The sequence below is a fragment of the Microcoleus sp. B6-A1 genome, assembly GCF_036705085.1.
Classification (GTDB): Bacteria; Cyanobacteriota; Cyanobacteriia; order Cyanobacteriales; family Microcoleaceae; genus Microcoleus.
This window is the reverse complement of sequence record NZ_JAUBTU010000019.1, coordinates 61,202-81,288: the sequence shown is the minus strand read 5'-3', so window position 1 is coordinate 81,288 and position 20,087 is coordinate 61,202. Positions and strand designations below refer to the sequence as shown.

Sequence of the window (20,087 nt, the reverse complement as noted above, 5' to 3'; positions counted from 1 at the left end):
GCAACTACTTTTTTGGTCAAAATTGCTTTGAGAAATTAATTTACTCTAAAAACAGTTGGCAGCAGCTCAGGTTCCTCAACCCCGCCAGAACACACCCTACCTGTAATCCCGACAATTCGGAGCGGCAATGAACACAATCAAACCCGAACCCAAAAGATCGCGCTTCATGGCTCTGCTGCTGACAACGCTGCTGACCTTTCCCTTTGTGACTGCTTGCGGTTCTAGCGAGCAAAATTCCGCTCCCCCGCCTCCTGTTGACAACACTCGCGCTGGAGGAGTGCAAACTAATCGCGGCTCCGCTCCTTCCCCACAAGCGAAAAAAGGACTGAGCAATGCTCAAAAAGTAGGGATTACTTTAGCAGGAGCAGCCGCCCTTTACTACATCTACAATCAGCACAAAAATAAACAAGAAAAGGGGCCGCAGGGAAAACATTACCTTTCCAAAAACGGTCGCGTTTACTACCGTGATGCCCAGAATCGCGCGGTCTGGGTAACGCCCCCGCCTGAAGGAATTAAAGTTCCGGAGTCCGAGGCAGCGCGTTACCGCGAATTCCAAGGGTACAACAACCAAAATACCGGTCGAGACCTTACTACCTTGCCGGAAGCTACAAGTCCTGTTCCCGCACAGTAGTGTAAGCATTTGAGATTTTAGATTGCAGGTTCCGTGACTTTCAATTAAATCTGGGATTCCCAATCTAAAACAGTCGTTTTTCAACACATAAAAAAGAGGAACTTTATCATGGTAGACGGATTTTTGCGGAAGTTAAAAGATGCGATCGTCGGGCCAGACAGCGAGCAACTCGATCCTGATGGCAATTACCAAGATGCCTCCAATGCCGGACAGTACGGCAACGTGACTCCAGCCAGCCAAGACCCCTACGGCGACCCGGCTGAGTACGGAGAGTATGGCAACGTGACTCCAGCCAGCCAAGACCCCTACGGCGATCCGGCTGAGTACGGAGAGTACGGCAACCTGACCCCTGCCAGCGAAGACCCCTACGGCGACCCGGCTGACTACGCCGGTACCGACTACGGACAGTTCGGCAACCTGACTCCAGCCAGCGAAGACCCCTACGGCGACCCGGCTGACTACGTAGCGGATGCTGGAATGTTCGGCAATGTGACTCCGGCCAGCGAAGACCCCTACGGAGACCCGGCGGATGAGGAAGGGTTTTGAGTTGAGTCAGTTAGCTAGAAAAATTACCTGGTAAGCAACAGCACCCCTACGGGGGTGTTTTTTTGTTGCGAAATACCCAGAGTGAGCGAAAGATGAGCGGAAAAGGGAACTCTTGAGGGGATAGAGAATCTGAAACCCTTAACGGACAAGAGAAATGTTCAACGGAGAGGGTGGGATTTGAACCCACGGTGACATCACTGCCACACTCGATTTCAAGTCGAGCGCATTCGACCACTCTGCCACCTCTCCGGGCGCATAAATTTTATCATACCAGCAAATGTCTCTAACTACAAATAGCCGCAGATTCAGCGCGCCGATAAAGAATTTGTTCTCTTTCTACCGCGAAATCTTCGCCTACCCATACCAGAGACACTTCCGACACCGAGCCATTTTCGAGCAGGACGATCGAGAAATTCCGCAATTTCGAGCACTCTCTCTCCACAATTCGCGGTACGCTGGCCGCATTCAAATACACCGTACCCTCCGCACTCACCTCCAGCGACTTCCGCAACTCGTGCTTCGTGTGCCGCAGTTTGTGGTGCATATGACCAAAAGTTACCAGCGGTATGTGCTTTCCTGTGGTACGAGTTCGATCGATCGCCTCCGCAAAATCCGGGTCGCCCCAATCCCCTCCCAGTGGCTTCCAATCTCGCCCGCAGGGGTCTTCAGGAGCCTCTCCTAACCCCGTCGGACCCGTGTGACCCAAAAAAATCACATTTTCGCAATCGGCATCCGCCGCAGCCGCTGCAATGCGCCGCGCCGACTCCTCAAAACTTTCTACCCCAAACCACTCCGAGTAAAAATCCCCGTACTTCCACTCCGAACCCCCCCAAGTAAACGGGCGGCTTCCCACCACAGTTACGCCCAATTCGGGAAAATCCCGTTTCCCGTAACCGACGTGAGCTTCTCCCATTAAATCTAACTGCTGTTTTACCCAATTTTCTTGAGTGCGATCGTAAGGGCACTGACTGCGGCCCCACTCTGTCGCCGTGTACCAAGCGTCGTGGTTCCCAAACACCGCTGCTTTCGGAATGTCCAATTGGGCGATCGCCCGCACCACCTCCACCGACTCATTGCCAAAATCCCCCACAAACAGCACCAAATCAACGCCCAGATGCTTCAGGGCCTCGCCGTCTTCAGGTTCCCAGCGATCGTGAACGTCCCCCACCACCGCAATTTTGATAGATTTAGCTTTATTCATGTAATTTGTCATGTGCGATCGATCCCTAGCCCCTTCTTACTCAGCATAAGAAACAGCGACCTATTTTTGCACTCTCCCGCAGCATATTTTGGATTTTAGATTTTAGATGTGAGATTTGCTCCACTTTCTTCATCTTTTACTCCTAAGCGCAAAAATCCTCTCTCCCCATTGACATTGGAGGCGATTGCCCTGAAGTTAAGCCCGTTAATTACCGACTGCAACGCCCTAATACTCAACCGAGTAGGGACAGCAACCCTAGACTGAATTATTCCTCTAACTCTGGTTCCGCCTCCATTTGCTCATCTTCAATTGCAAATTCGCTGATATAGTCTCGCACAACTCGCTCAAAAAACAGAGGAGCCGGTAAGCTCGACCAATCGCTGTAGTGGCCGAAACTATACCGTAGGGATTCTACCAGTGCAGCAAGGCGATCGCAATCATCTTTTTCCTGTCGCAAGGTAACAACAATTTCCAGAGGATTTGGAGTTGGGAATTGTCCCGTGAAAGGCGGACGGGTTTCAATTTTGTGGACTTCCAATCCAGCTTTATTTAAAACTTTGTTGTTGAAACCGTCAGCAACTTTTGCAAGAAAGTAGTGCACAAGCAGTGATGCCATTTGATATAACCCGCTTTGCGCGAGGAAACTAAATGCAAAAATCACCACTTCTTCAGCAATATTCTTTACAGCAATAGGGCTTTCTGTCGGGTGATAGCAACTTTGGCCGCGTGATTCTTGATGAAGTGTTTTGCGCCCAACAGACAGGTAAGCAACACAACCTGTTTCACTGATTTCGCTCTTTTGATTGCTTGTAACAAGCCGAAATAACTTCATTGCACTCGATGCAGAGGGAATTTCCCAGGTTGAAGTCAGTTCTTCTTTTGTCCGGGTATCTTCCAGAGAAGTCTCTGTTAAATGTCGGACTTTTTTATCGATAATTCCAGGGGCGATATCTTGACGAATCCGAATTATCCGCGCACCTTTCCACTCATCTTGCATCTGCTCGTACTGCTGACCGAGGTTAATTTGATTTGCATTCATTCTAACATCGGCGAGCCAAGGCCAAAGTTGCGCGCAGTTAGAAGAATCAATCATCACTAATGGTTGATTCCCTTCATCTACAGAATTGGAAATAATCTGCTTGACAAATTTCATGAAACGAATCTGGCGCGCTTCTTGTTTGTCAGCCAGTTTCACGGGAGAGATTTGGGAAATAAAGGCGATCTCATCAGAAAACTTGCTCCAAGGGCTGATTTGTAAATTATTACCCTTCTCATAGGCACAGCACAGTTCGCATTCACCTGTTTCCACCTTGAGGCGCATAGCAACTGGCAAAAATGTGTTGTCAATAAAACCGCGAGCGCGACCTTTCTGTTTGCGAACGATCGTAATTCCGATAATTTCTTTTGGTCTAGCTGCTACAGGAGTGTCTTTGAGCCATTTGTCAACCTTTTCCTTGACATCATCAATGCGGCCAGAATGAGCAGAAAGTAAGTCTTTTAGAGCAGCTTGTACTCGATGGGAAAAATCACCAAGTTGGAGAAGTTCTTTCTCCTTAGTTTTTTCAATCGGTAGCAGAAACTGCACGCAAGAACCGGCGATTGTAGCCAGTGCTTGACGGGATGAGGGTTTATTCACCGAATCGTCATGTTTATTGTCTGGATACCATTCCCGTGCCATTACGAGGCAAAAAGTTCGCTGTTTGCGTAAAGCAAGTTGTTGGACGATAGACTCCCAGGCTTCTATGCGGTGACGCGATCGCTCTTTTGCTTTCAAATTTGCACCTGGCAATGACTCTTTCGGCCCGTGAGTATTTGCTGGCAAACGATTAGCCATGAGTTCGATCGCGCCACCCCAGAGAAGGCGAATTATCGCTTGCAGCAGTTTCAATTCGGTTTGACATTGTTCTTCGTAAAAGATAACAAGTAACAGTTTTTCATTAGCATATAGTCGGCGCATAGCTTCCTGGTTTGCCTGAATCATCGCCTTAAGTTCATCAGTCTGGTTGAGACACTTAGAGTGAAATTTTAGGGTTTTTCTACCACCCCAAATTTTCTCTAACTTCATATCGAGATGTTTAGCCAGCAAGCTGTTTAATGGATCGTCCTTCAAGCTTTCCTTAAATTTTTCCAAGTATTTGGGAGTAAAATCAGGACAGTCACCTTTTTCAAGGATTTCTAAAGCAGCACCTAACAGAGTAGGAAAATTAATCATGCGCGAGGCTGTATCGTCTTTTGTGTGACTTGTGCCTTTGATTTTTACTTCCGAGTAATTATCGAAAGGTTTGAAGCCGAGCAGGTTCAGAATTTCAGCAATCTTTTCAAAAGCTTCTAACTTATCAATCTCCGGTACGCCTGCGTCAATTCCGTGTTTTCCTTCTTGCAGTCCGTTGCGGTAAGTTAACACAACTTGACAGCGTTCTGTTGAAGCTTTACCCAATACAATTTGAGAACCATCAATATTTTGACCGTCAGGCGTTTTCATCGGGAGTTTGAGCTTGCCACGCAATGCTTCAAAGTCTTTATCGATCGCCCAAAACCAATTTTTCTTTTTGTCCGGTTGATTTTTCTCCGGTTTTTCGGAATCGGAAAGCACCGTGTAGCGAAATGCGCGATCGCTGTAGTCAACAGAAAAGACAAAACCACTAATATTTGCTGAGTTATAACTTGCAGGTTTTAATTCACTTAACCAGCGGCGCTTGGAAACATCTATCTTCAATAAAGGTTGGTGCAAAGAAGGATAGGTTACGACTTCTAAACGTACCACCAGACTGAATTTTCCTGCGTTTTCGGATACAGTAATGGGATCGGTAATCAATTCTGCCGTTCCAGTTGTGAGACGCCCGCCGCTAGAGATAACCCGCTTCATTGTTCCTAGCCCCTGAAAAATCTCTTTTCCCGCGATCGCACGAGCTGCATAATCAACTAACACGCGATAATCATAATTGTTGCTGTGTTTTGTAGTTCCTGTATTTTGATTCCATTTCCAAGGTAAAACTTGAGACTCAGACGGAGTAATTGTTAACAACTCCTTTCGATCGTGCAAATCTTCCAAACGGTCGATAACTTCCAATAGCCCATCTTCTTTTTCAGCAAAAGGTTTTAGGAAATTTGTTATCCACTCGTTGATAATGGGGCGTAACGCTTTCTGGATATCTTGTGTACTTTCGGAATTTAAGTAAGCAAATGGTTCAGGCTCTTTTACACTTTTGGAATTCAACGAAAACAGACTCAAACCTACATTTGACTGAATCCGCGCTGCACTGTCCAGTCCTACTTCTAACAAACCTAGCAGCGAGGAATAAGGGAGATTTTTACTAGCTGAATCGCCCTTGCAAGCAGCTTTTTGGAGGGTCGAAAGCTCATGCAAAGCAGCTTTTGTCCAACCTAGCGTCAAGCCTTTGACTGTTACTGGCTCGATGTTATCTGGCACGGTAAAAGCTAGGGGAATCTCTTTCAGACTTTTGGGCTTGCCGAGAGGAATGTAAAGGGTGTCTGAAAGCACAGTCGCTTCAGTTTCTTCGTCATCATCGGATTCGATTTCGTCAAAAATTTCGTCGTTCATGGTTGCATCTCCAATAATAGTAGTTTCCTTTGCTTCGCCGTCATCATCAGATTCAATTTTGTCAAAAATTCCGTCGTTCATGGTTACATCTCCAATAAAGGTGAAAAATCATCAAAATCGTCTTCTTCCTCTGTCAAACCTTCTGAATTCCGTAAACTTGGCGGGTAAACTACGCCATCAATGCGCCGCAGGGGATCGAGAAATGCACCGTAAAGTTCTTGATAAATTTCTCGAATCACTGGATCGGGATGCTTGAGGCATTCTTCTAAAATAATTCGCATCTGAACAAGCATACTGTCCCGCCCGGAGTCTGGTTTATCTTCAGTGGATTTAATAGCCCAAGCTGCATCGACAAAGTAAACTTGTACCGGACACCCATTTCGCATCCCGCGCCCGATAGTTTGCAAAATTCCCACCATCTGATTTGCCGTAAACGGTTTAAATAAATCTTCACCCAAACGGCTAGCCATGAGAGGTTCGCGCAACAGCCGGTTCGCCGTTTTCCAGAGTTGTTTTCTCGACTTTTTCCAAGCATTAGAAATTGCTGGCAAGTGTTCTGCTTCAGTAAAAACTCGACTGTCAAATTCTTGGGTAGCTTTTCCGGCTAGGCTGTACAACAGTTGCGTATCGTCAGTCGTGGGATGGGGACGGGTGAGGAAATAAATTGTACCAATAGCTGCATCGAGTTTCCTGATGCCTTTAGTGAAAACAATATTCACACCTCTACCGATTGCCAACATTGGAAAAATGATAATATCGCAAGTTTCATCATCTCCTAAAGCCTCGCACTGGGCAGTGGTAACGAAATCAGTTGGTTGCTCTCCGTGTTTGAGGAGATTAACAACTGCTTTGGTTCGTTTGCCGATTTCTGGATGGTAATCGTTGATAAATTTCTTAATGGTGCGAGCTTGTTCGTAGCTGTTAACAATTAAGGCCGCTTTGCGGTAAATACCCTTTTGCAGGTCAAAGTTGCGGATGGATTTGTAAATTTCAGATTTCTGGTTTCCTCCGCGTACCAGCGCGTCTACCATTTTTTCTAAATTGCGATCGCGCAGTTCGCCTGCACCGCTATATCGGAGAGGTTCATCGCGCGATTCGCGATCGGGCAGCCATTTGAAGCGGTAAAAGCTCTTTTTGGGCTCCCGTTCTGTTTGGCGCGGTTTGAGCAGATAATCCGGCCCAGAGTTAATGTGATAAGCAGGACTTGCTTCGAGAAATGAGGTAGCTGAAGTCATTAAAACTGCCAGCCCCGACCGTTCGCCATCTGCCTCAAATAACTGATGAAAACGGTGCATTAACATCCGAGGCGCGCCCACAAAAATAATATAAGACAGTTCCACATTTTGGGCTTGACTTCGAGTAGTTTGTGCCGATTGGAAACTGTATTTTACCCCAGAAAAAGACCCTAAAATATTCTCAGGAATCAGTTGTCGCAGTTCCGGTGTTGCCGTTGATTCGACAATCGGTTCCCGAATCAGTCCTTCTGCTACCATTGTTCTAGTTTGCGGTACGATCCGCTGATAGCCTAAAATCACGAAAGTAACGCAAACAAGTAAGGTAATCGTATCCTGAGCTTCGCCTGATGCAGTGCCATCCTTAAAACACAAAGGCAAAAACAATTCGGCAATTTTTTTGACTATTTTATCGCGCCGTTCGATCAGATTCTCCGCTAAATAACGACGAAAATAAAGAATTTGAGTTTCCCATTGCTGTTTGAGCGTGTCGGCGTTGCTTCCCAGCCTTTGAGCGCACAGATCCAGGTTTAGCCGATCGTGCGGTTCAATGCCAGTGCGATCGTAAAAAGCATGGTAAGCAGCCGTTTCCCAGAATTCTTTCAAGGCTCGACTTTTGCTAAATCCCTGTTTGACTTCCTCTTCGTCAAGGCGATCGCGTTTAGAAGTTTTCTCAAAGCCATCCAACAAATCGCTGACTATTCTCAGAACGGTTAATAACTGATTCTCATAGCGTTTGCCGACTGGCGATGAGGGCATATTTTGAACGGCAGTAATTAATGATGTGTTGTGATTGCCAAATTCTGCTAGATCGCGGCTATAAAGTTCTACATCTCGATCGAACAATCGATAATTTTCGCCGCGAGCAAAACGATTGTGAATTTGTTCTTGAATGACTAAATGGATAGAATCTGCCGCACCTGAAAGTTTTAAAGTTGCCGCACCGTAAGCATCCAGAGTTGATTGCACCATATCTGCTTCGTCAAAAACTACGACATCAAATGTCCGGGCAATTAATTCAAAATAACGAATGCGATCGCGAATGGCATGGGGTGGTACTTCAGTATCCATTGAGAGAACGTGGCCGACCCAAATATCGGCATCTAGCAAATCGCGGGGTGCTTTGTGGCGGCCGCACATCGTCCAAACCGGACAAAGATACTTTTTCATTTGCCCTTTTTTGCCACCGCTTTGTAAAATTTCCTTGCAGGGTGCATAACCAAATCCCCACATCGAAGTATCAGCAGTAGAAAACGCAGGTAAGACGCAATTTAAGCCAAAAACTTCTGCCTGTTCCAAACTATAGGCAAAGCCGCCATTTCCCCCTGATGCTGCGATCGCCTCGGCAATATTGTTAGCGTGTCGGCGGCGAGTTCCATCGCTTTGACCGACTAGCATTCCCACTTTAATTTCATGAAATGCTAGTTCTGCCATGTACTGTCTGGCAACTTCAATAGAGGGAAACACAAACATCGCTTTATAACCGCGTTTTCCCAACCATACAGCTATCAATACGAGCAAAGTTGTTTTGCCCGATCCAGGCAGTCCAATTAAGTGCTTGATGCCTTCTAATTCGATGACTGTTTCTTCCCGCAAACCCTTACCAATTTCTGGCACCTTAAGTGCAAAATGTTCAAACCGTTGTACCCAGCTACCCCGTCTTTTTTCAGGGTGATTTGCTTCGCGTTCATCCATCTCAACTGCTAACTCGTACAGTTCCGCAAGGGGAATGCGGATTTTTGCTTTCGGGGCGCGATCGAGGGAATGGGTGCGGCGCGGCGCAAGTGGGGCTGCGATCGGCCCAATTGGCACTCTCGCGGCTGTTGTTTCTTCACCTAAAGCAACGGCCATTGGCTGGCGGGGATCGGCAAAGGTGGCGCTGTAAAATTGGTGTGCTAAAGGCTGACCCAGAATTTGACGTGCTTGGGCAATTAAAGGGTCTTCTAGGGGGTCTGTGCGTTGAAAGTGAAGTGTTTCTAAGTTAATTTTATAGGTTCCTTGAGTTTTGTTGCGGTAGTGGCGATCGTTATAAATAGCAACGGCGTGTTTCACTGACTGTTCTGTTACGTAAGCCAGCGACATCAGGCGCATATTGAAAATGGCTTGGCGGGCTTTTGCCAACGCGGGTGCATTGATGATACTCGCCATTCCCGATATCGTTAAAGGGGCATATTCTAGGGAATTAGTTTCGATAAATTCTGCCATCAAGACACACAGCCAGCAAATGCGATCTATTCCCGTCCAGAAATCTGGTTTAATTCTCATATTTGATTTTCTTTAACAACTGTATGACTTGTGAAACAGACATAATTTCGAGAGTAGCAGGATCGCCTTTTTTATCGATCGCTGACCGGAAAGTAGAGAGGTAATCTGGCCGCTCCTCAATTAATTGGTCGCTGACGGCAATGATGCGGCGGCGGTAGTGAATCAGCCCTCCGATGCCAGTGCGGTTGAGGCGCAAAGCAAGGGAGACAGGACTGGTGTATGACTTAGCATCAATGCCGATATTGCGACCGTTAATTGCTACATCGCATAGGTCTGATTCTGGGTAAAGTTCGGCATCTAGTCCGTTTTTTATGGCTGCCTTAAAAATTGCTAATTCGTCGATCGCCGGCCCAGTCCAATAGGTTAAAATTTGCGGTTGGGCAATCAGCAATCGGTCTTGGTTTGGGTCTGATTTCTCCGAAACTTTTGCTGTTGAGGAGTTGTGACCGAGGCATTGGCGAATCGGACATCGCCCATCGGGAAAAAGTTCTTTATTGGGATAGGGGCGCATCAGCGTACCGCAATACGCGCAGCGATGAGCCTGTCCGTCAATTAACCAGACATCCGGCACGCTATCAAAAAAGGTGTCAACAATCATTCCCTGTAAAGGGGTTAAATCGTTGTCACGTAAGTAGTCTAAAAGTTGGTGTTCTCCGATGAGCGATCGGCTGCCAAATAGCGATCGCAAAGCCGTATAAGCTTTGTGCTGGTGGCGAATTCCCAATCGTTCAGTTGCGTCGCGCAACCGTTGGTACAGGCGGTGTTCGATGATATTATCTTCGCCAAAAGTGCCTTTACTGTTGGCAATTACTGCACAATCTGGGGTTGGCACTCGCAAGTCTGGATCGATGAGAATTACTTGACCAGAGTCAAAATCGGCGTGACAAAAAATATCTAATTCCCACTTATTGAGGGGATATCTAGCACGTTCCAAAACGGTATGCACGCAAGCCGCGCGATCGCTTTGTCCGGATTCGATATATAGCCTGCCCAACTTGCACATAGCCCGATAAAGTTCCGATGGCATAGTATCGTCTTGGCGAACGATGTCTCGATTGAGAATTCTGGTGTACTGTCGCAGAATTCCCTGGGCCAGCAATATAACAGTATCTTCAGCCAGATCGATCGTGCTGGCGTGTCCTGTGGGTAATGGCAATGTCGTTGTTTGCATTTGTGGCAACCAGGTTGGGTCTTGACCATCAGCCTCGGCAAGAATTTGTTGCTCCAAAGTTGCGTCCGGGAATGAGGGTAAAACTTGCGCGATCGCCGCCAGCGTCCAGCCTTTCTTGAGCAAAAGTGCTGTTGCCAGTCCTTCTAAAATCTGCCGAAACCGAAATTCTTGACCTTTCTGCTGTGACAGGAGTTGCTTGGATCTCCACGAGCGCACAGTTCGTAAGGCTGGTGGTTCCACAGATAGCCCAAGCTGCTCAATCCGTCGTTTTAGTTCTTTTGTCAGAAACTCAGCAGTTCCCTGCCACTGGCGATCGTCTTCAAAGTACATAGATGTATAAAACCAACCTATTTACATCGTATTGTGATTACAGTAAACGATGTAAATAAAGGATGTCAATAGAGGCTACTCAAAATACTCGTGGCTCAAGGTAGTCATTTACCTGTGAATATCTTGCTGGATCAAGCTTTCAGTCTAATTAGAGTCAGGTAAAAACTTAGCTGAGTCCACTCTTGGATCGCAAAATCTTGCTCCCACTGCCAGTCAGTCGGTTAACCTATGGCAAATTTTCTACCTCTGGCCCAACTGCCCACCGTTTTTGGTGAATTCAACTATAATTCAAAATACACTTGAGTCCAGCCCGCACCTTCCCCGGAATATTCTAACTGTGTTTACCACCGCACCTGCTCCGAACTTTACTCAAACCCGACTGCCCGACGACTTGTTTGCAGCAATTAACGCCCTCAAACAAGAGTTAAACGCCGTCATTCTCGCCCACTATTACCAAGACTCCGAGATTCAAGACATCGCAGACTTCATTGGCGACTCCCTAGAACTTGCCCGCAAAGCCGCCAACACCAGCGCCGATGTCATAGTTTTTGCCGGAGTTCATTTCATGGCCGAAACCGCAAAAATTCTCAATCCCGACAAATTAGTATTGTTGCCAGACTTAAATGCTGGGTGTTCCCTCGCCGACAGTTGCCCTCCCGAAGCGTTTGCAGCTTTCAAAGCCGATCGACCCGGACATTTGGTAATTTCCTACATTAATTGTACCGCCGCAATTAAGGCAATGAGCGATATAATTTGCACCAGTTCTAACGCGGTTAAAATTGTCAACCAAATTCCCGAAAATCAGCCGATAATTTTTGGACCAGATCGCAATCTCGGCCGCTACGTCATGGAACAAACGGGTAGAAACATGGAGATTTGGCAAGGAGCCTGCATCGTCCACGAAAACTTCTCAGAAAAAAAGATAGTTCAACTCAAAATCGAAAATCCAGAAGCCGAAATAATTGCCCACCCAGAATGCGAACCTCCCGTGCTGCGCCACGCTAATTACATCGGCTCCACCACGGCTTTGCTCAAATATTCTCAAGCTAGTTCCAGCCAAGCTTTTATTGTCGCAACTGAACCGGGAATCATTCACCAAATGCAAAAGCAAGCTCCGCACAAACGCTTTATTCCCGCTCCTTCAACCAATAATAACTGCGCTTGCAACGAATGCCCGCACATGAGATTAAATACCTTGGAAAAATTGTATCTCTCGCTAAAAAATCAAACCCCTGAAATTACCATGCCCCTAGATATTCAACTAGCAGCTTTGCAGCCGATCCAACGAATGCTAGAAATGAGCTAATCGCTGGCTATTTTTCAGTAAATACATTGTAAGCTGTTCGGCATTTAAAGGACTTGCGTAAGGTGCGTCAGCATCTAAGGTTTTCCGTTTCAGCGTAAGGGTTCTAGCTGACGCACCCTACTAGCCTCGTTACTGGTTTAAATGCTCCACAGCTTATGCTGGGTTGGCCGGGGCGATTAAATTAAGTCCTGGCCTAACCCACCAAGCTCGATCGGCAATCTGTGAATCAGTTGTCCACTCTTTCTCTTCTTTTCCTCTGCGGTGCCTGCCTTTAAAACTCATGAACAATAAATGATGCCCGAAAAACTGATTGTTTTCACCCGCTATCCAGAACCGGGAACAACCAAAACTCGACTAATTCCGGTGCTGGGAAAAACAGGCGCTGCCAACCTTCACCGCTTGATGGCCCAACGGACGATCGCCTGCGCGCTCTCTCTCCAAAAATCCCGCCAATTATCGGTAGAAATTCACCGAACCGGCGGCAGCCAACAACTGATGCAAGAGTGGTTGGGAAGTGATATTTCTTGTGAAAATCAAATAGACGGTGATTTGGGCGCGAGAATGACAGCAGCGTTTCAAAAGTCTTTTAATTCAGGGGTTGAAAAAACTGCCATTATCGGCACTGATTGTCCGGGTTTGAAAGCAGAAATCATGGCACAAGCTTTTGAGGAATTGAGTCAGCACGATTTAGTTTTGGGCCCGGCAAAAGACGGAGGTTATTATCTGATCGGGCTGCGGCGATCGATTCCGGAATTATTCGGTGGCATTCAGTGGGGAACCAGTGAAGTATTTGCTTGTACGCGGGCGATCGCCCAAAAGCTCGCTCTCAATATTGCTTATCTTCCCACTCTTGCAGATATCGATCGACCTGAAGACCTCCTCGGTTTAGATATTAATATGTTGAAATAACTAAACTATATTTAATTTCTTTCAAGCATTAGTAATTGTCATATTTAATTAGATAAAACTACTTGATTGTGAAACCATAAGGTCATAATATAGTAAGTGTATTTGTCTAACCAAATGCTGAATCTCAGTAGCAGTTAGACAGCGCTTGGGACAATAGTCCCAGGCGCGAGAAAAAGCCAAAAATTCCCAACTAAATTAGCAACTAACAGCTCCGCTTTGTACAAAACCCGCCCCGCCAGATGAAAGCCCAATGTAGGCGCGGGCGAGGTGTAAAAAATGAGCAACTAATAGCTTGGTTTTTTACCAAACTCTCCCACCTTAAGGCAAAATGTAGGGGCGAGCCTGGGGTCAGAAATGGGCAAAATCAGCTTTGTACAAAACCCGCCCTCTCTCTCACGGGTTGCTTAAGTCTGTATGTCGCCAGAAAATCCCAATCTCAAAATTTCCATTATCATTCCAGTCTTAAACGAAGCACCTACAATAGCCTCAGTCATCTCCACCGCCCTTGAGGCCCAAAATGTCGAAATAATTGTCGCTGACGGTGGCAGCAGCGACGGTACTACAGATATAGCAAAATCTTTTGGCGTCCGAGTTATCTCCACCGCCCCAGGCCGCGCCACTCAAATGAATGCAGGTGCCGCCGCTGCTGCTGGAGATATCCTGCTGTTTCTCCACGCAGACACTCTGTTGCCTCGCGGGTACGACGATAGCGCGCGTCGGGTACTAGCTAACCCGTCTGCTGTAGCGGGGGCCTTTCAACTCCAGATTGACGCCCGCAGTCTCAGCCTCCGGCTGGTAGAAACAGGGGTAAAGTGGCGATCGAACTTTCTGCAAATGCCCTACGGCGACCAAGCTATTTTCCTCCACGCAGTTACCTTTGACCAAATCGGCGGTTTTCCCGACTTGCCCCTCATGGAAGACTTTGAATTCGTGCGCCGATTGAAAAAACAAGGTCGCATTGAAATAGTACCCCAGCCAGTCCTGACCTCCGCCCGTCGCTGGCAGCAGCTTGGGGCGATCAAAACCACCGCCATTAATCAAATAGTAATCATCGCTTATTTCCTGGGAGTGTCGCCCGATCGACTCGCTTTCTGGTATAAGAGGCAAAAGAAAAATTCTTCCAAAAACTAAAGAATAGTGAACTTTTCTAAAGCTCGCCGTTAATTATGTAAATAGGAAACACCTCCCTGCGTAAAATATGACTTGAACGCCTCAACTTTTACGCACAGCGAGGAAAAAGAGAATATGGCCGATCCCAGAGATGCAGAGCTTATTAAACCCTTTAACGGCGACCCCTTCACGGGTCATCTAGCCACCCCCATCAGTGCTTCTGATTTCACAAAAGCATTTATTGGGAACTTGCCCGCCTACCGCAAAGGACTCTCGCCCCTAATTCGAGGTCTAGAAATTGGTTTGGCACACGGTTATTTCCTCGTCGGCCCCGAAATCGTCTTCGGACCCCTGCGGGATTATCCAGAAGCAGCTAATCTCGGGGGATTATATACAGCCCTCGTCTTAGTTCTGCTGGGCACACTAGGTATGTCTGCTTACGGTTTAGTCTCTTTCAAACAAGACAACACCAGCTACCCTAGCGCTAATCCCATGACCCCTGATTCCCTCAGAAATGCTGAGGGGTGGAGCCAGCTTACCGGGGGTTTCTTCATTGGTGGAATGGGTGGTGTCTTTGTTGCCTACTTCTTACTCGAAAACTTTAACGGCGTTGATGCCATTTTCCGGGGTTTAGTCAACAATTAGACTCGACTCCCAAATATCCCTGTTGGAACACACTAACTTTAGTTTGGAGAATTTGATATGACAGGTTCCTACGCTGCCTCTTTCTTGCCTTGGATTTTGATTCCCCTAATTACCTGGGTGATGCCGGTTGTGGTAATGGGTTTGTTGTTTATCTACATTGAAAGCGACGCCTGATCCTTACCCCTCAAGTAAGACCTAAGTGGGAAAGCCGAAGTAAGACGATTGATCAATAATTGCTGTGAAATTTCTAGATAAAGCTAGGGAAAATCAGTAAAAATTGTTTTGAGATTGCTGGCTCTCAGAAAACTTAGTTTCTTTACCCCCATCCCCAGAATTTATCTGTGGAGCAATCTTTCAGTTTTCTTCCTTCAAAACTCGTAATTGCAAAAAAATCCTCTGCCTGCAGGTAGAGGATTTTTTTGCAAAGAAGACAAATCATCCGATCGGGGAACACCAATTGCCAAATTCTGAGCCACAATTGTTATGGAAACCTACTAATGAGGAGACAGCGATGCAATTTTCCCCCGCACGCAGAATTTTAGCTCCATTCCTGATCTCGGTACTGCTGTTAGTGACCGCCTGCGGTCAAACCCAAACCGAATCACGCTGGGACAAAGCTCAGCAGGAAAGCACCCAAAAACCTGGTAAAGCACAGCAGACAACTGCTGATAAATCAAGTGCTAGTAATCAAAACCTGCCCAAGAAGGCAGTTGCGGGCGGTAAGTTAAATAAATACTTCCCGTCTTCTGGCGGTGGATTCGATCGCGTTTTTGCTCAAGAAAAATCCGGTTTTGCTGAAGCTAAGTTGAACAAAGACGGTAAAAATGTCGCGGTGCTCTCGATTAACGACATCGCCGGCAACCCCAGCGCCGGTGCAAAATTCCAGCAAAGTACCAAGCAAATCAGCGGCTATCCCGCTGTTAATCAGGGTGCTAATATCACTGCTGTTTTAGTGGCAAATCGCTATCAGGTGAAAGTTCAATCCCGCAATCCCTCTTTTACCGCGAACGATCGCGAAGCTTGGCTGTCAAAATTTAACCTCGGCGGCCTCGCCCGCGTCAAGTAGCAATGTCTCTTGTCACACTCCGCGCCCGACTTCCGTCTGGCGCAATCATAACTAAGTCTGCAACAATGAGACTGTGAAGTTTTGCAATCTGCCAAAAGTAATACCTTTGATTTTCGTTCCAGCATAAGGAGTTTTTTGTGAGCAAAACAGTCTTTGAATTAGTCGATACACTGCCTCAAGACAACATGACTGTCAAAGCCCTCCGAGCGCTTGACTTTGTGGTTCCCGGTGAGTGGAACAATTTAGTTGGCTTTGAAAATACCATTCGCACCGTTACTGGCGAAACAGACGAAGATTTGATCCAGCAAATTGGCGAGCGGGCCATCTACCTGTACAACGATAAATCAGAGGGCTACCAGCGCGCTCTCTGGCTCTACCAAACGATCGACAGTGCCGACAAGGCTTTGGGCACTGCCGCCCTCGCTAACAAAGTCTCCCAAAATGTGCCGTTTTTGTCCATGCTCGGCAATCTCACTCCCAAGCCGGAAAAAGCTCAAACGATCGACCTCTCTCTGAAGTTAGTCACTGAGTTGCTCGCTTTTTGCCAAATCAACGGCATTCCCGGCGACAGCATCGGCGATTTTGCCGCCTCCTTGGGTGACTACGGTGGCGAATCCCTGATGCGGATGGCTGCTTTGGTTTGTTTCGATGGTTTGATTCCTCTGGGCCCGGACTTTATCATGGCAACTCAGTCTTGGATTCAGAGGCTCTCCCCGAACGATTTGCAAGATAATTCGGTCTTCAAGTCGATCGGCGGCATGATTCCAGGGGGCTCTCCCGCAGGCCAGTTGGGCTTTATCGGCGAAAGCTTTAACTCGGTTTCCGGCTGGATGAGCTCTTTTGTGAGCGATCGAGGTTTGACTCCCCAAAACGTACTCGGCCACTTGCAGAATTTTGTAGATATTTCTGCTGACAAGGTAGACTACGTGGGCGCATTCCTCGACATGACTACCAACTATTACGAACACACCGGTGTTCAAACTCTCGCCCGCCGTTTGATTGAACGAGCTGTCGCTGAGATTTAGAATAACCAAAGGAGTTGTGATATTGGCGGGCGATCGCCCTGTGAGAGTGTTTTCAGTTCAAATTTTTTTGACTAGCCATTCTCTCAGGTTGGTTTGCGATAAAATGTGTGCCCTCAAGAAAGTCGATCGCCCGCTTGCTCAAATCCCAACTCCTTACCCAATCACTTTTACCAGGAAGCGTTAATGTCAGAAGAACCGAAAAATCCTACCGCTGGCGAATCGGAAACTCCCAGTGCGTCGATCGAGAACGCCCCGAGTTCCGACACTGCCGAGACAAGCGACTTCCCCAGCACTGACAAGCCTCCAGCGGCTGCTAAAAAGCCCGCAGCCAAGGCCGAAGGCGACAAGCCCCCAGCTAAAGCTAAAAAGGAAAAAGCACCTGCTGTTGAAGACAAGCCCTTTGCGGAATTTATTCAACAAGATTATTTGCCCGCTTTGCAAACTGCTTTGACTAAGCAGGGCGTTAAGGATTTAGAGGTGAGTTTTACCAAGCAAAAATTCCCCGTTTTTGGGATGAGTTCCGCCGGGGATTGCTGGCAGGTAATTGGTAAATTCCAAGAAGGAGAGCGCCAATTTAACCTGTATTTTCCTCAAGAAAATATTCAAAGTCAAAGAGCCTTTTCCTGCGCGGAAAATAAGACAAAAACCAGCACTTTAGAGCCTTTTTTGATCGATGAGCGCAAGGTAACACTAGACCTCATGGTGTTTGGCGTCGTCCAGCGGCTTAACGCTCAAAAATGGCTAAATCTTAATTAACCTGAGTTCGGGATAAGAAGAGGGGGGGACAATAACTTACTCAAAGTCAACCCCTACTCCCCTTCTTAAGGCAGGGCTGTTTCATTCTCACCAAAAACATGAATTTTGACTGTTGTAGTGCCAAGAGTGTCTACCCCCGACCTAGAGGATTTGATCGGCATCAGACCAAGAGGGCCGGCACTCTTGGCACGGCCCCTACCGAGAATGAAACTGTCCTGCTTCTTAAGGGGGATTTAGGGGGATCTGGACTCAGGTAAAAACGAGATTGATCACAGGCTTTCAGGCGATTGTTGACACCAACGGGATCTTGGAGTATCCCTACGGGGAAGCTCACGATAGGCTGGTGTACTTCATAAATGTGGAATCTCCTGTAAATGGAAAGCAATAGCCAGAGAACTCAGAAAATCAGGTCATCTTCTCAATCAGTGGCGGCATCAATCCTGTCGGATGAAACTGAAGATAAAAATACATTTTTTTGGCAAGAATGGCAGGCGCATCAAGATTATCTTTCCCATTGCTGTCTCAAGTGGATGAACTCAAACCCAATCGATGCCGAAGAAGTATTGAGTCAGGCAATGCTTAAAGCCTGGAATGAATGGCAAAACTATGGAATTCAAATTAAATGTCCTAAAGCTTGGTTAACTCAACTTCTCTATAACTTCTGCATAGATTTCCATCGAAAACGAAAACGAGAAACATTAATAATTGAAAACATAGACGAGATTAAACTTGAAGATTATCCCGCACTTTATTCTAACTTAGGATTTACTGAACCTAATCTTATAGACCTGGAATTGTCGGCATATATCTACCACAAAATTGACTCCTTGCCTCCCAGACTCCGCGATACTTTTGTCTTATACCACTACCAAAATAAATCTTATCAAGATATTGCCAAGCTATTTCTATGCTCTGAAGAAAACGTCCGCAAATCCGTGAGAAAAGCCGGACGTATTCTGCGAAGGCATTTAACCAAATATCTGGCCGGTGAAGATGATACTCCTCTAAATTCTTCCTCGCCCGCCTTAAAGTTGGTAATTCCTTTGCCAGAAAAGTCTCAACCCCAATGCAATTGGGAATCACTAATTCCCCCAAAAAGCCAGGATGAAGAAATTAGCTATCAAGTCACCGTACTATGTCTGGAAACTTTACCACATCATTCCTACATCTGCTATACAAATACTAGACAAGTCTAGACATTTGCTTCTTACTTCATCGGGAGCATGGGAGCGGTTATCCCTCAGTAAGCTTTCACGGTTTAGCCAACCGCGACAACATAATTGCTGCGTTTAAATCTCTGTCCATCGAATGACCACAACTTCCACAGTTATAAGTCCTTTCTTTGAGTGGCATATCTTGGATGTGTCCACAGTTTGAACAGGTCTTGCTCGACGGGAACCATCGGTCGGCAACGATTATTTCACAGCCAAACTTTTTAGCCTTGTACTCTAACTGGCGTTTGAATTCATGGAATCCACAATCAGCTATTACTTGAGCTAGTTTATGATTGGTCAACATCCCGGAAACGTTCAAATTTTCTACTACTATTTTTGCGTGGTTTTTGCATAAGTAAGTAGTGATTTGATGCCGAGTATTTTTTCTAAGATTTGCTACCTTAGCGTGATGCTTTGCTAATTGAATTTTGGCTTTGTATCTATTCTCGGAACCCTTGACCTTTCTGGCAAGAACCCTTGACAACCTCTTGAGTTTTGCGAGATGTGCTTTGTAGTGCTTTGGGTTCGGAAATACTACGCCAGTTGAAAGTGTAGCTAACTCTTTGACTCCCAAATCAACTCCTACAACATCATGACTTTTGATTGTAGGTTCATGATGTTGTTCGTAGGCAAATGCGATAAACCAACTATCGGCAGTGCGCGAAATGGTAATTGACTTGCAAGTTGTATGAGGCAATCCCTCGTGAGTTTTTACCCAGCCGATTGTCGGCAACTTTATAGATGTACCGCCCACAGGGATAGGCTTACCACTCGCATCAATAGTGAAAGAATCGTGATGCCCCTTCTTCTTGAATTTGGGATAGCCACCTTTTTTTGAGAAGAATCTAGAGAAAGAATCCCCAAGGTTATCAAACGCATATTGGGTAATTTTTTGGCAAATACCTGCCTCTTTAATCCACGTAAACTCAGGTTTTACGTGGTTGTTAAAGAATTTCTTGAGGAGGTATTTATTTGGCTTCAGTCCATCTTGATAAAGATTACTCCAAGTAGCCAAGCCCCAATTATAAGTAAACCTTGCTATTCCAGCGTGTTTACTCATAACTGTTGCTTGGCTCTTGTTTAACTTTAACTTTGTTTTGATGGATAAAAGCATTGTT

The 20,087-nt window shown here is 46.4% G+C and carries 16 protein-coding genes and 1 tRNA gene; 11 read left to right on the top strand and 6 right to left on the bottom strand.

Annotated elements, in window-relative coordinates:
- Window positions 1-127 precede the first annotated feature (127 nt).
- Window positions 128-631, top strand: coding sequence for a hypothetical protein (locus tag QUB11_RS09455; protein ID WP_333206364.1), 504 nt, complete (start codon window positions 128-130; stop codon window positions 629-631).
- A gap of 108 nt (window positions 632-739) precedes the next feature.
- Window positions 740-1,177 carry a translation initiation factor gene (locus tag QUB11_RS09450; RefSeq protein ID WP_333206363.1) on the top strand — a complete coding sequence of 146 codons (438 nt, stop codon included), beginning with the start codon at window positions 740-742 and terminating at the stop codon, window positions 1,175-1,177.
- A 162-nt stretch (window positions 1,178-1,339) separates the two neighbouring features.
- Here the strand turns inward: QUB11_RS09450 and QUB11_RS09445 are convergent.
- The 5 genes from QUB11_RS09445 to QUB11_RS09425 form a co-directional block, all read right to left on the bottom strand.
- Window positions 1,340-1,426, bottom strand: a tRNA-Ser gene (locus QUB11_RS09445).
- Between the two features lie 34 nt (window positions 1,427-1,460).
- Window positions 1,461-2,390 carry a TIGR04168 family protein gene (locus tag QUB11_RS09440; RefSeq protein ID WP_333206361.1) on the bottom strand — a complete coding sequence of 310 codons (930 nt, stop codon included), beginning with the start codon at window positions 2,388-2,390 and terminating at the stop codon, window positions 1,461-1,463.
- Between the two features lie 253 nt (window positions 2,391-2,643).
- A complete protein-coding gene (locus tag QUB11_RS09435; protein ID WP_333157242.1) occupies window positions 2,644-6,021 on the bottom strand; it encodes an RNaseH domain-containing protein in 3,378 nt (1,125 codons plus the stop codon).
- A 2-nt stretch (window positions 6,022-6,023) separates the two neighbouring features.
- The gene (locus tag QUB11_RS09430) at window positions 6,024-9,437 is read right to left on the bottom strand and encodes a pPIWI_RE_Z domain-containing protein (RefSeq protein WP_333390351.1); all 3,414 of its coding nucleotides are present in this window, start codon (window positions 9,435-9,437) and stop codon (window positions 6,024-6,026) included.
- Window positions 9,427-10,938 (bottom strand): restriction endonuclease-related protein, encoded by a 1,512-nt coding sequence (locus tag QUB11_RS09425; protein WP_333390348.1) that lies wholly within the window; start codon window positions 10,936-10,938, stop codon window positions 9,427-9,429. Before QUB11_RS09425 ends, QUB11_RS09430 begins: the two co-directional genes overlap by 11 nt.
- Window positions 10,939-11,275: 337 nt before the next feature.
- Here QUB11_RS09425 and nadA point away from each other — a divergent pair, with 337 nt between their 5' ends.
- The 9 genes from nadA (at window position 11,276) to QUB11_RS09380 (ending at window position 18,951) form a co-directional block, all read left to right on the top strand.
- Window positions 11,276-12,244, top strand: a complete 969-nt coding sequence (nadA, locus tag QUB11_RS09420; protein ID WP_333390346.1) for a quinolinate synthase NadA — start codon at window positions 11,276-11,278, stop codon at window positions 12,242-12,244.
- A gap of 291 nt (window positions 12,245-12,535) precedes the next feature.
- Window positions 12,536-13,153, top strand: coding sequence for a TIGR04282 family arsenosugar biosynthesis glycosyltransferase (locus QUB11_RS09415; protein ID WP_333390343.1), 618 nt, complete (start codon window positions 12,536-12,538; stop codon window positions 13,151-13,153).
- Between the two features lie 414 nt (window positions 13,154-13,567).
- On the top strand, window positions 13,568-14,284 hold the full coding sequence (locus QUB11_RS09410; RefSeq protein ID WP_333390340.1) for a TIGR04283 family arsenosugar biosynthesis glycosyltransferase: 717 nt from the start codon (window positions 13,568-13,570) through the stop codon (window positions 14,282-14,284).
- A gap of 114 nt (window positions 14,285-14,398) precedes the next feature.
- Window positions 14,399-14,908 carry a photosystem I reaction center protein subunit XI gene (locus QUB11_RS09405; protein ID WP_333042100.1) on the top strand — a complete coding sequence of 170 codons (510 nt, stop codon included), beginning with the start codon at window positions 14,399-14,401 and terminating at the stop codon, window positions 14,906-14,908.
- A gap of 57 nt (window positions 14,909-14,965) precedes the next feature.
- Window positions 14,966-15,082 carry a photosystem I reaction center subunit VIII gene (locus QUB11_RS09400; protein ID WP_333042098.1) on the top strand — a complete coding sequence of 39 codons (117 nt, stop codon included), beginning with the start codon at window positions 14,966-14,968 and terminating at the stop codon, window positions 15,080-15,082.
- A gap of 337 nt (window positions 15,083-15,419) precedes the next feature.
- Window positions 15,420-15,974 carry a hypothetical protein gene (locus QUB11_RS09395; protein WP_333206355.1) on the top strand — a complete coding sequence of 185 codons (555 nt, stop codon included), beginning with the start codon at window positions 15,420-15,422 and terminating at the stop codon, window positions 15,972-15,974.
- Window positions 15,975-16,111: 137 nt separating this feature from the next.
- Entirely contained in the window at window positions 16,112-16,999 is an 888-nt protein-coding gene (locus tag QUB11_RS09390) for a hypothetical protein (protein WP_333206354.1), read from the top strand.
- Window positions 17,000-17,182: 183 nt separating this feature from the next.
- Entirely contained in the window at window positions 17,183-17,755 is a 573-nt protein-coding gene (locus QUB11_RS09385; protein WP_333206353.1) for a DUF2996 domain-containing protein, read from the top strand.
- Between the two features lie 374 nt (window positions 17,756-18,129).
- On the top strand, window positions 18,130-18,951 hold the full coding sequence (locus QUB11_RS09380; RefSeq protein ID WP_333390337.1) for a sigma-70 family RNA polymerase sigma factor: 822 nt from the start codon (window positions 18,130-18,132) through the stop codon (window positions 18,949-18,951).
- Window positions 18,952-19,006: 55 nt separating this feature from the next.
- Here QUB11_RS09380 and QUB11_RS09375 read toward each other — a convergent pair whose 3' ends face one another.
- Window positions 19,007-20,083, bottom strand: coding sequence for an RNA-guided endonuclease TnpB family protein (locus tag QUB11_RS09375; protein ID WP_333390333.1), 1,077 nt, complete (start codon window positions 20,081-20,083; stop codon window positions 19,007-19,009).
- Between the last annotated feature and the right edge of the window lie 4 nt (window positions 20,084-20,087).

What these genes read in the sequence shown, in the direction of transcription:
- QUB11_RS09455 (WP_333206364.1), top strand. Translation starts at nt 128, where the DNA reads ATGAACACAATCAAACCCGAACCCAAAAGATCGCGCTTCATGGCTCTG.
- QUB11_RS09450 (WP_333206363.1), top strand. Translation starts at nt 740, where the DNA reads ATGGTAGACGGATTTTTGCGGAAGTTAAAAGATGCGATCGTCGGGCCA.
- QUB11_RS09440 (WP_333206361.1), bottom strand. Translation starts at nt 2,390, where the DNA reads ATGACAAATTACATGAATAAAGCTAAATCTATCAAAATTGCGGTGGTG.
- QUB11_RS09435 (WP_333157242.1), bottom strand. Translation starts at nt 6,021, where the DNA reads ATGAACGACGGAATTTTTGACAAAATTGAATCTGATGATGACGGCGAA.
- QUB11_RS09430 (WP_333390351.1), bottom strand. Translation starts at nt 9,437, where the DNA reads ATGAGAATTAAACCAGATTTCTGGACGGGAATAGATCGCATTTGCTGG.
- QUB11_RS09425 (WP_333390348.1), bottom strand. Translation starts at nt 10,938, where the DNA reads ATGTACTTTGAAGACGATCGCCAGTGGCAGGGAACTGCTGAGTTTCTG.
- QUB11_RS09415 (WP_333390343.1), top strand. Translation starts at nt 12,536, where the DNA reads ATGATGCCCGAAAAACTGATTGTTTTCACCCGCTATCCAGAACCGGGA.
- QUB11_RS09410 (WP_333390340.1), top strand. Translation starts at nt 13,568, where the DNA reads ATGTCGCCAGAAAATCCCAATCTCAAAATTTCCATTATCATTCCAGTC.
- QUB11_RS09405 (WP_333042100.1), top strand. Translation starts at nt 14,399, where the DNA reads ATGGCCGATCCCAGAGATGCAGAGCTTATTAAACCCTTTAACGGCGAC.
- QUB11_RS09400 (WP_333042098.1), top strand. Translation starts at nt 14,966, where the DNA reads ATGACAGGTTCCTACGCTGCCTCTTTCTTGCCTTGGATTTTGATTCCC.
- QUB11_RS09395 (WP_333206355.1), top strand. Translation starts at nt 15,420, where the DNA reads ATGCAATTTTCCCCCGCACGCAGAATTTTAGCTCCATTCCTGATCTCG.
- QUB11_RS09385 (WP_333206353.1), top strand. Translation starts at nt 17,183, where the DNA reads ATGTCAGAAGAACCGAAAAATCCTACCGCTGGCGAATCGGAAACTCCC.
- QUB11_RS09380 (WP_333390337.1), top strand. Translation starts at nt 18,130, where the DNA reads ATGGAAAGCAATAGCCAGAGAACTCAGAAAATCAGGTCATCTTCTCAA.
- QUB11_RS09375 (WP_333390333.1), bottom strand. Translation starts at nt 20,083, where the DNA reads ATGCTTTTATCCATCAAAACAAAGTTAAAGTTAAACAAGAGCCAAGCA.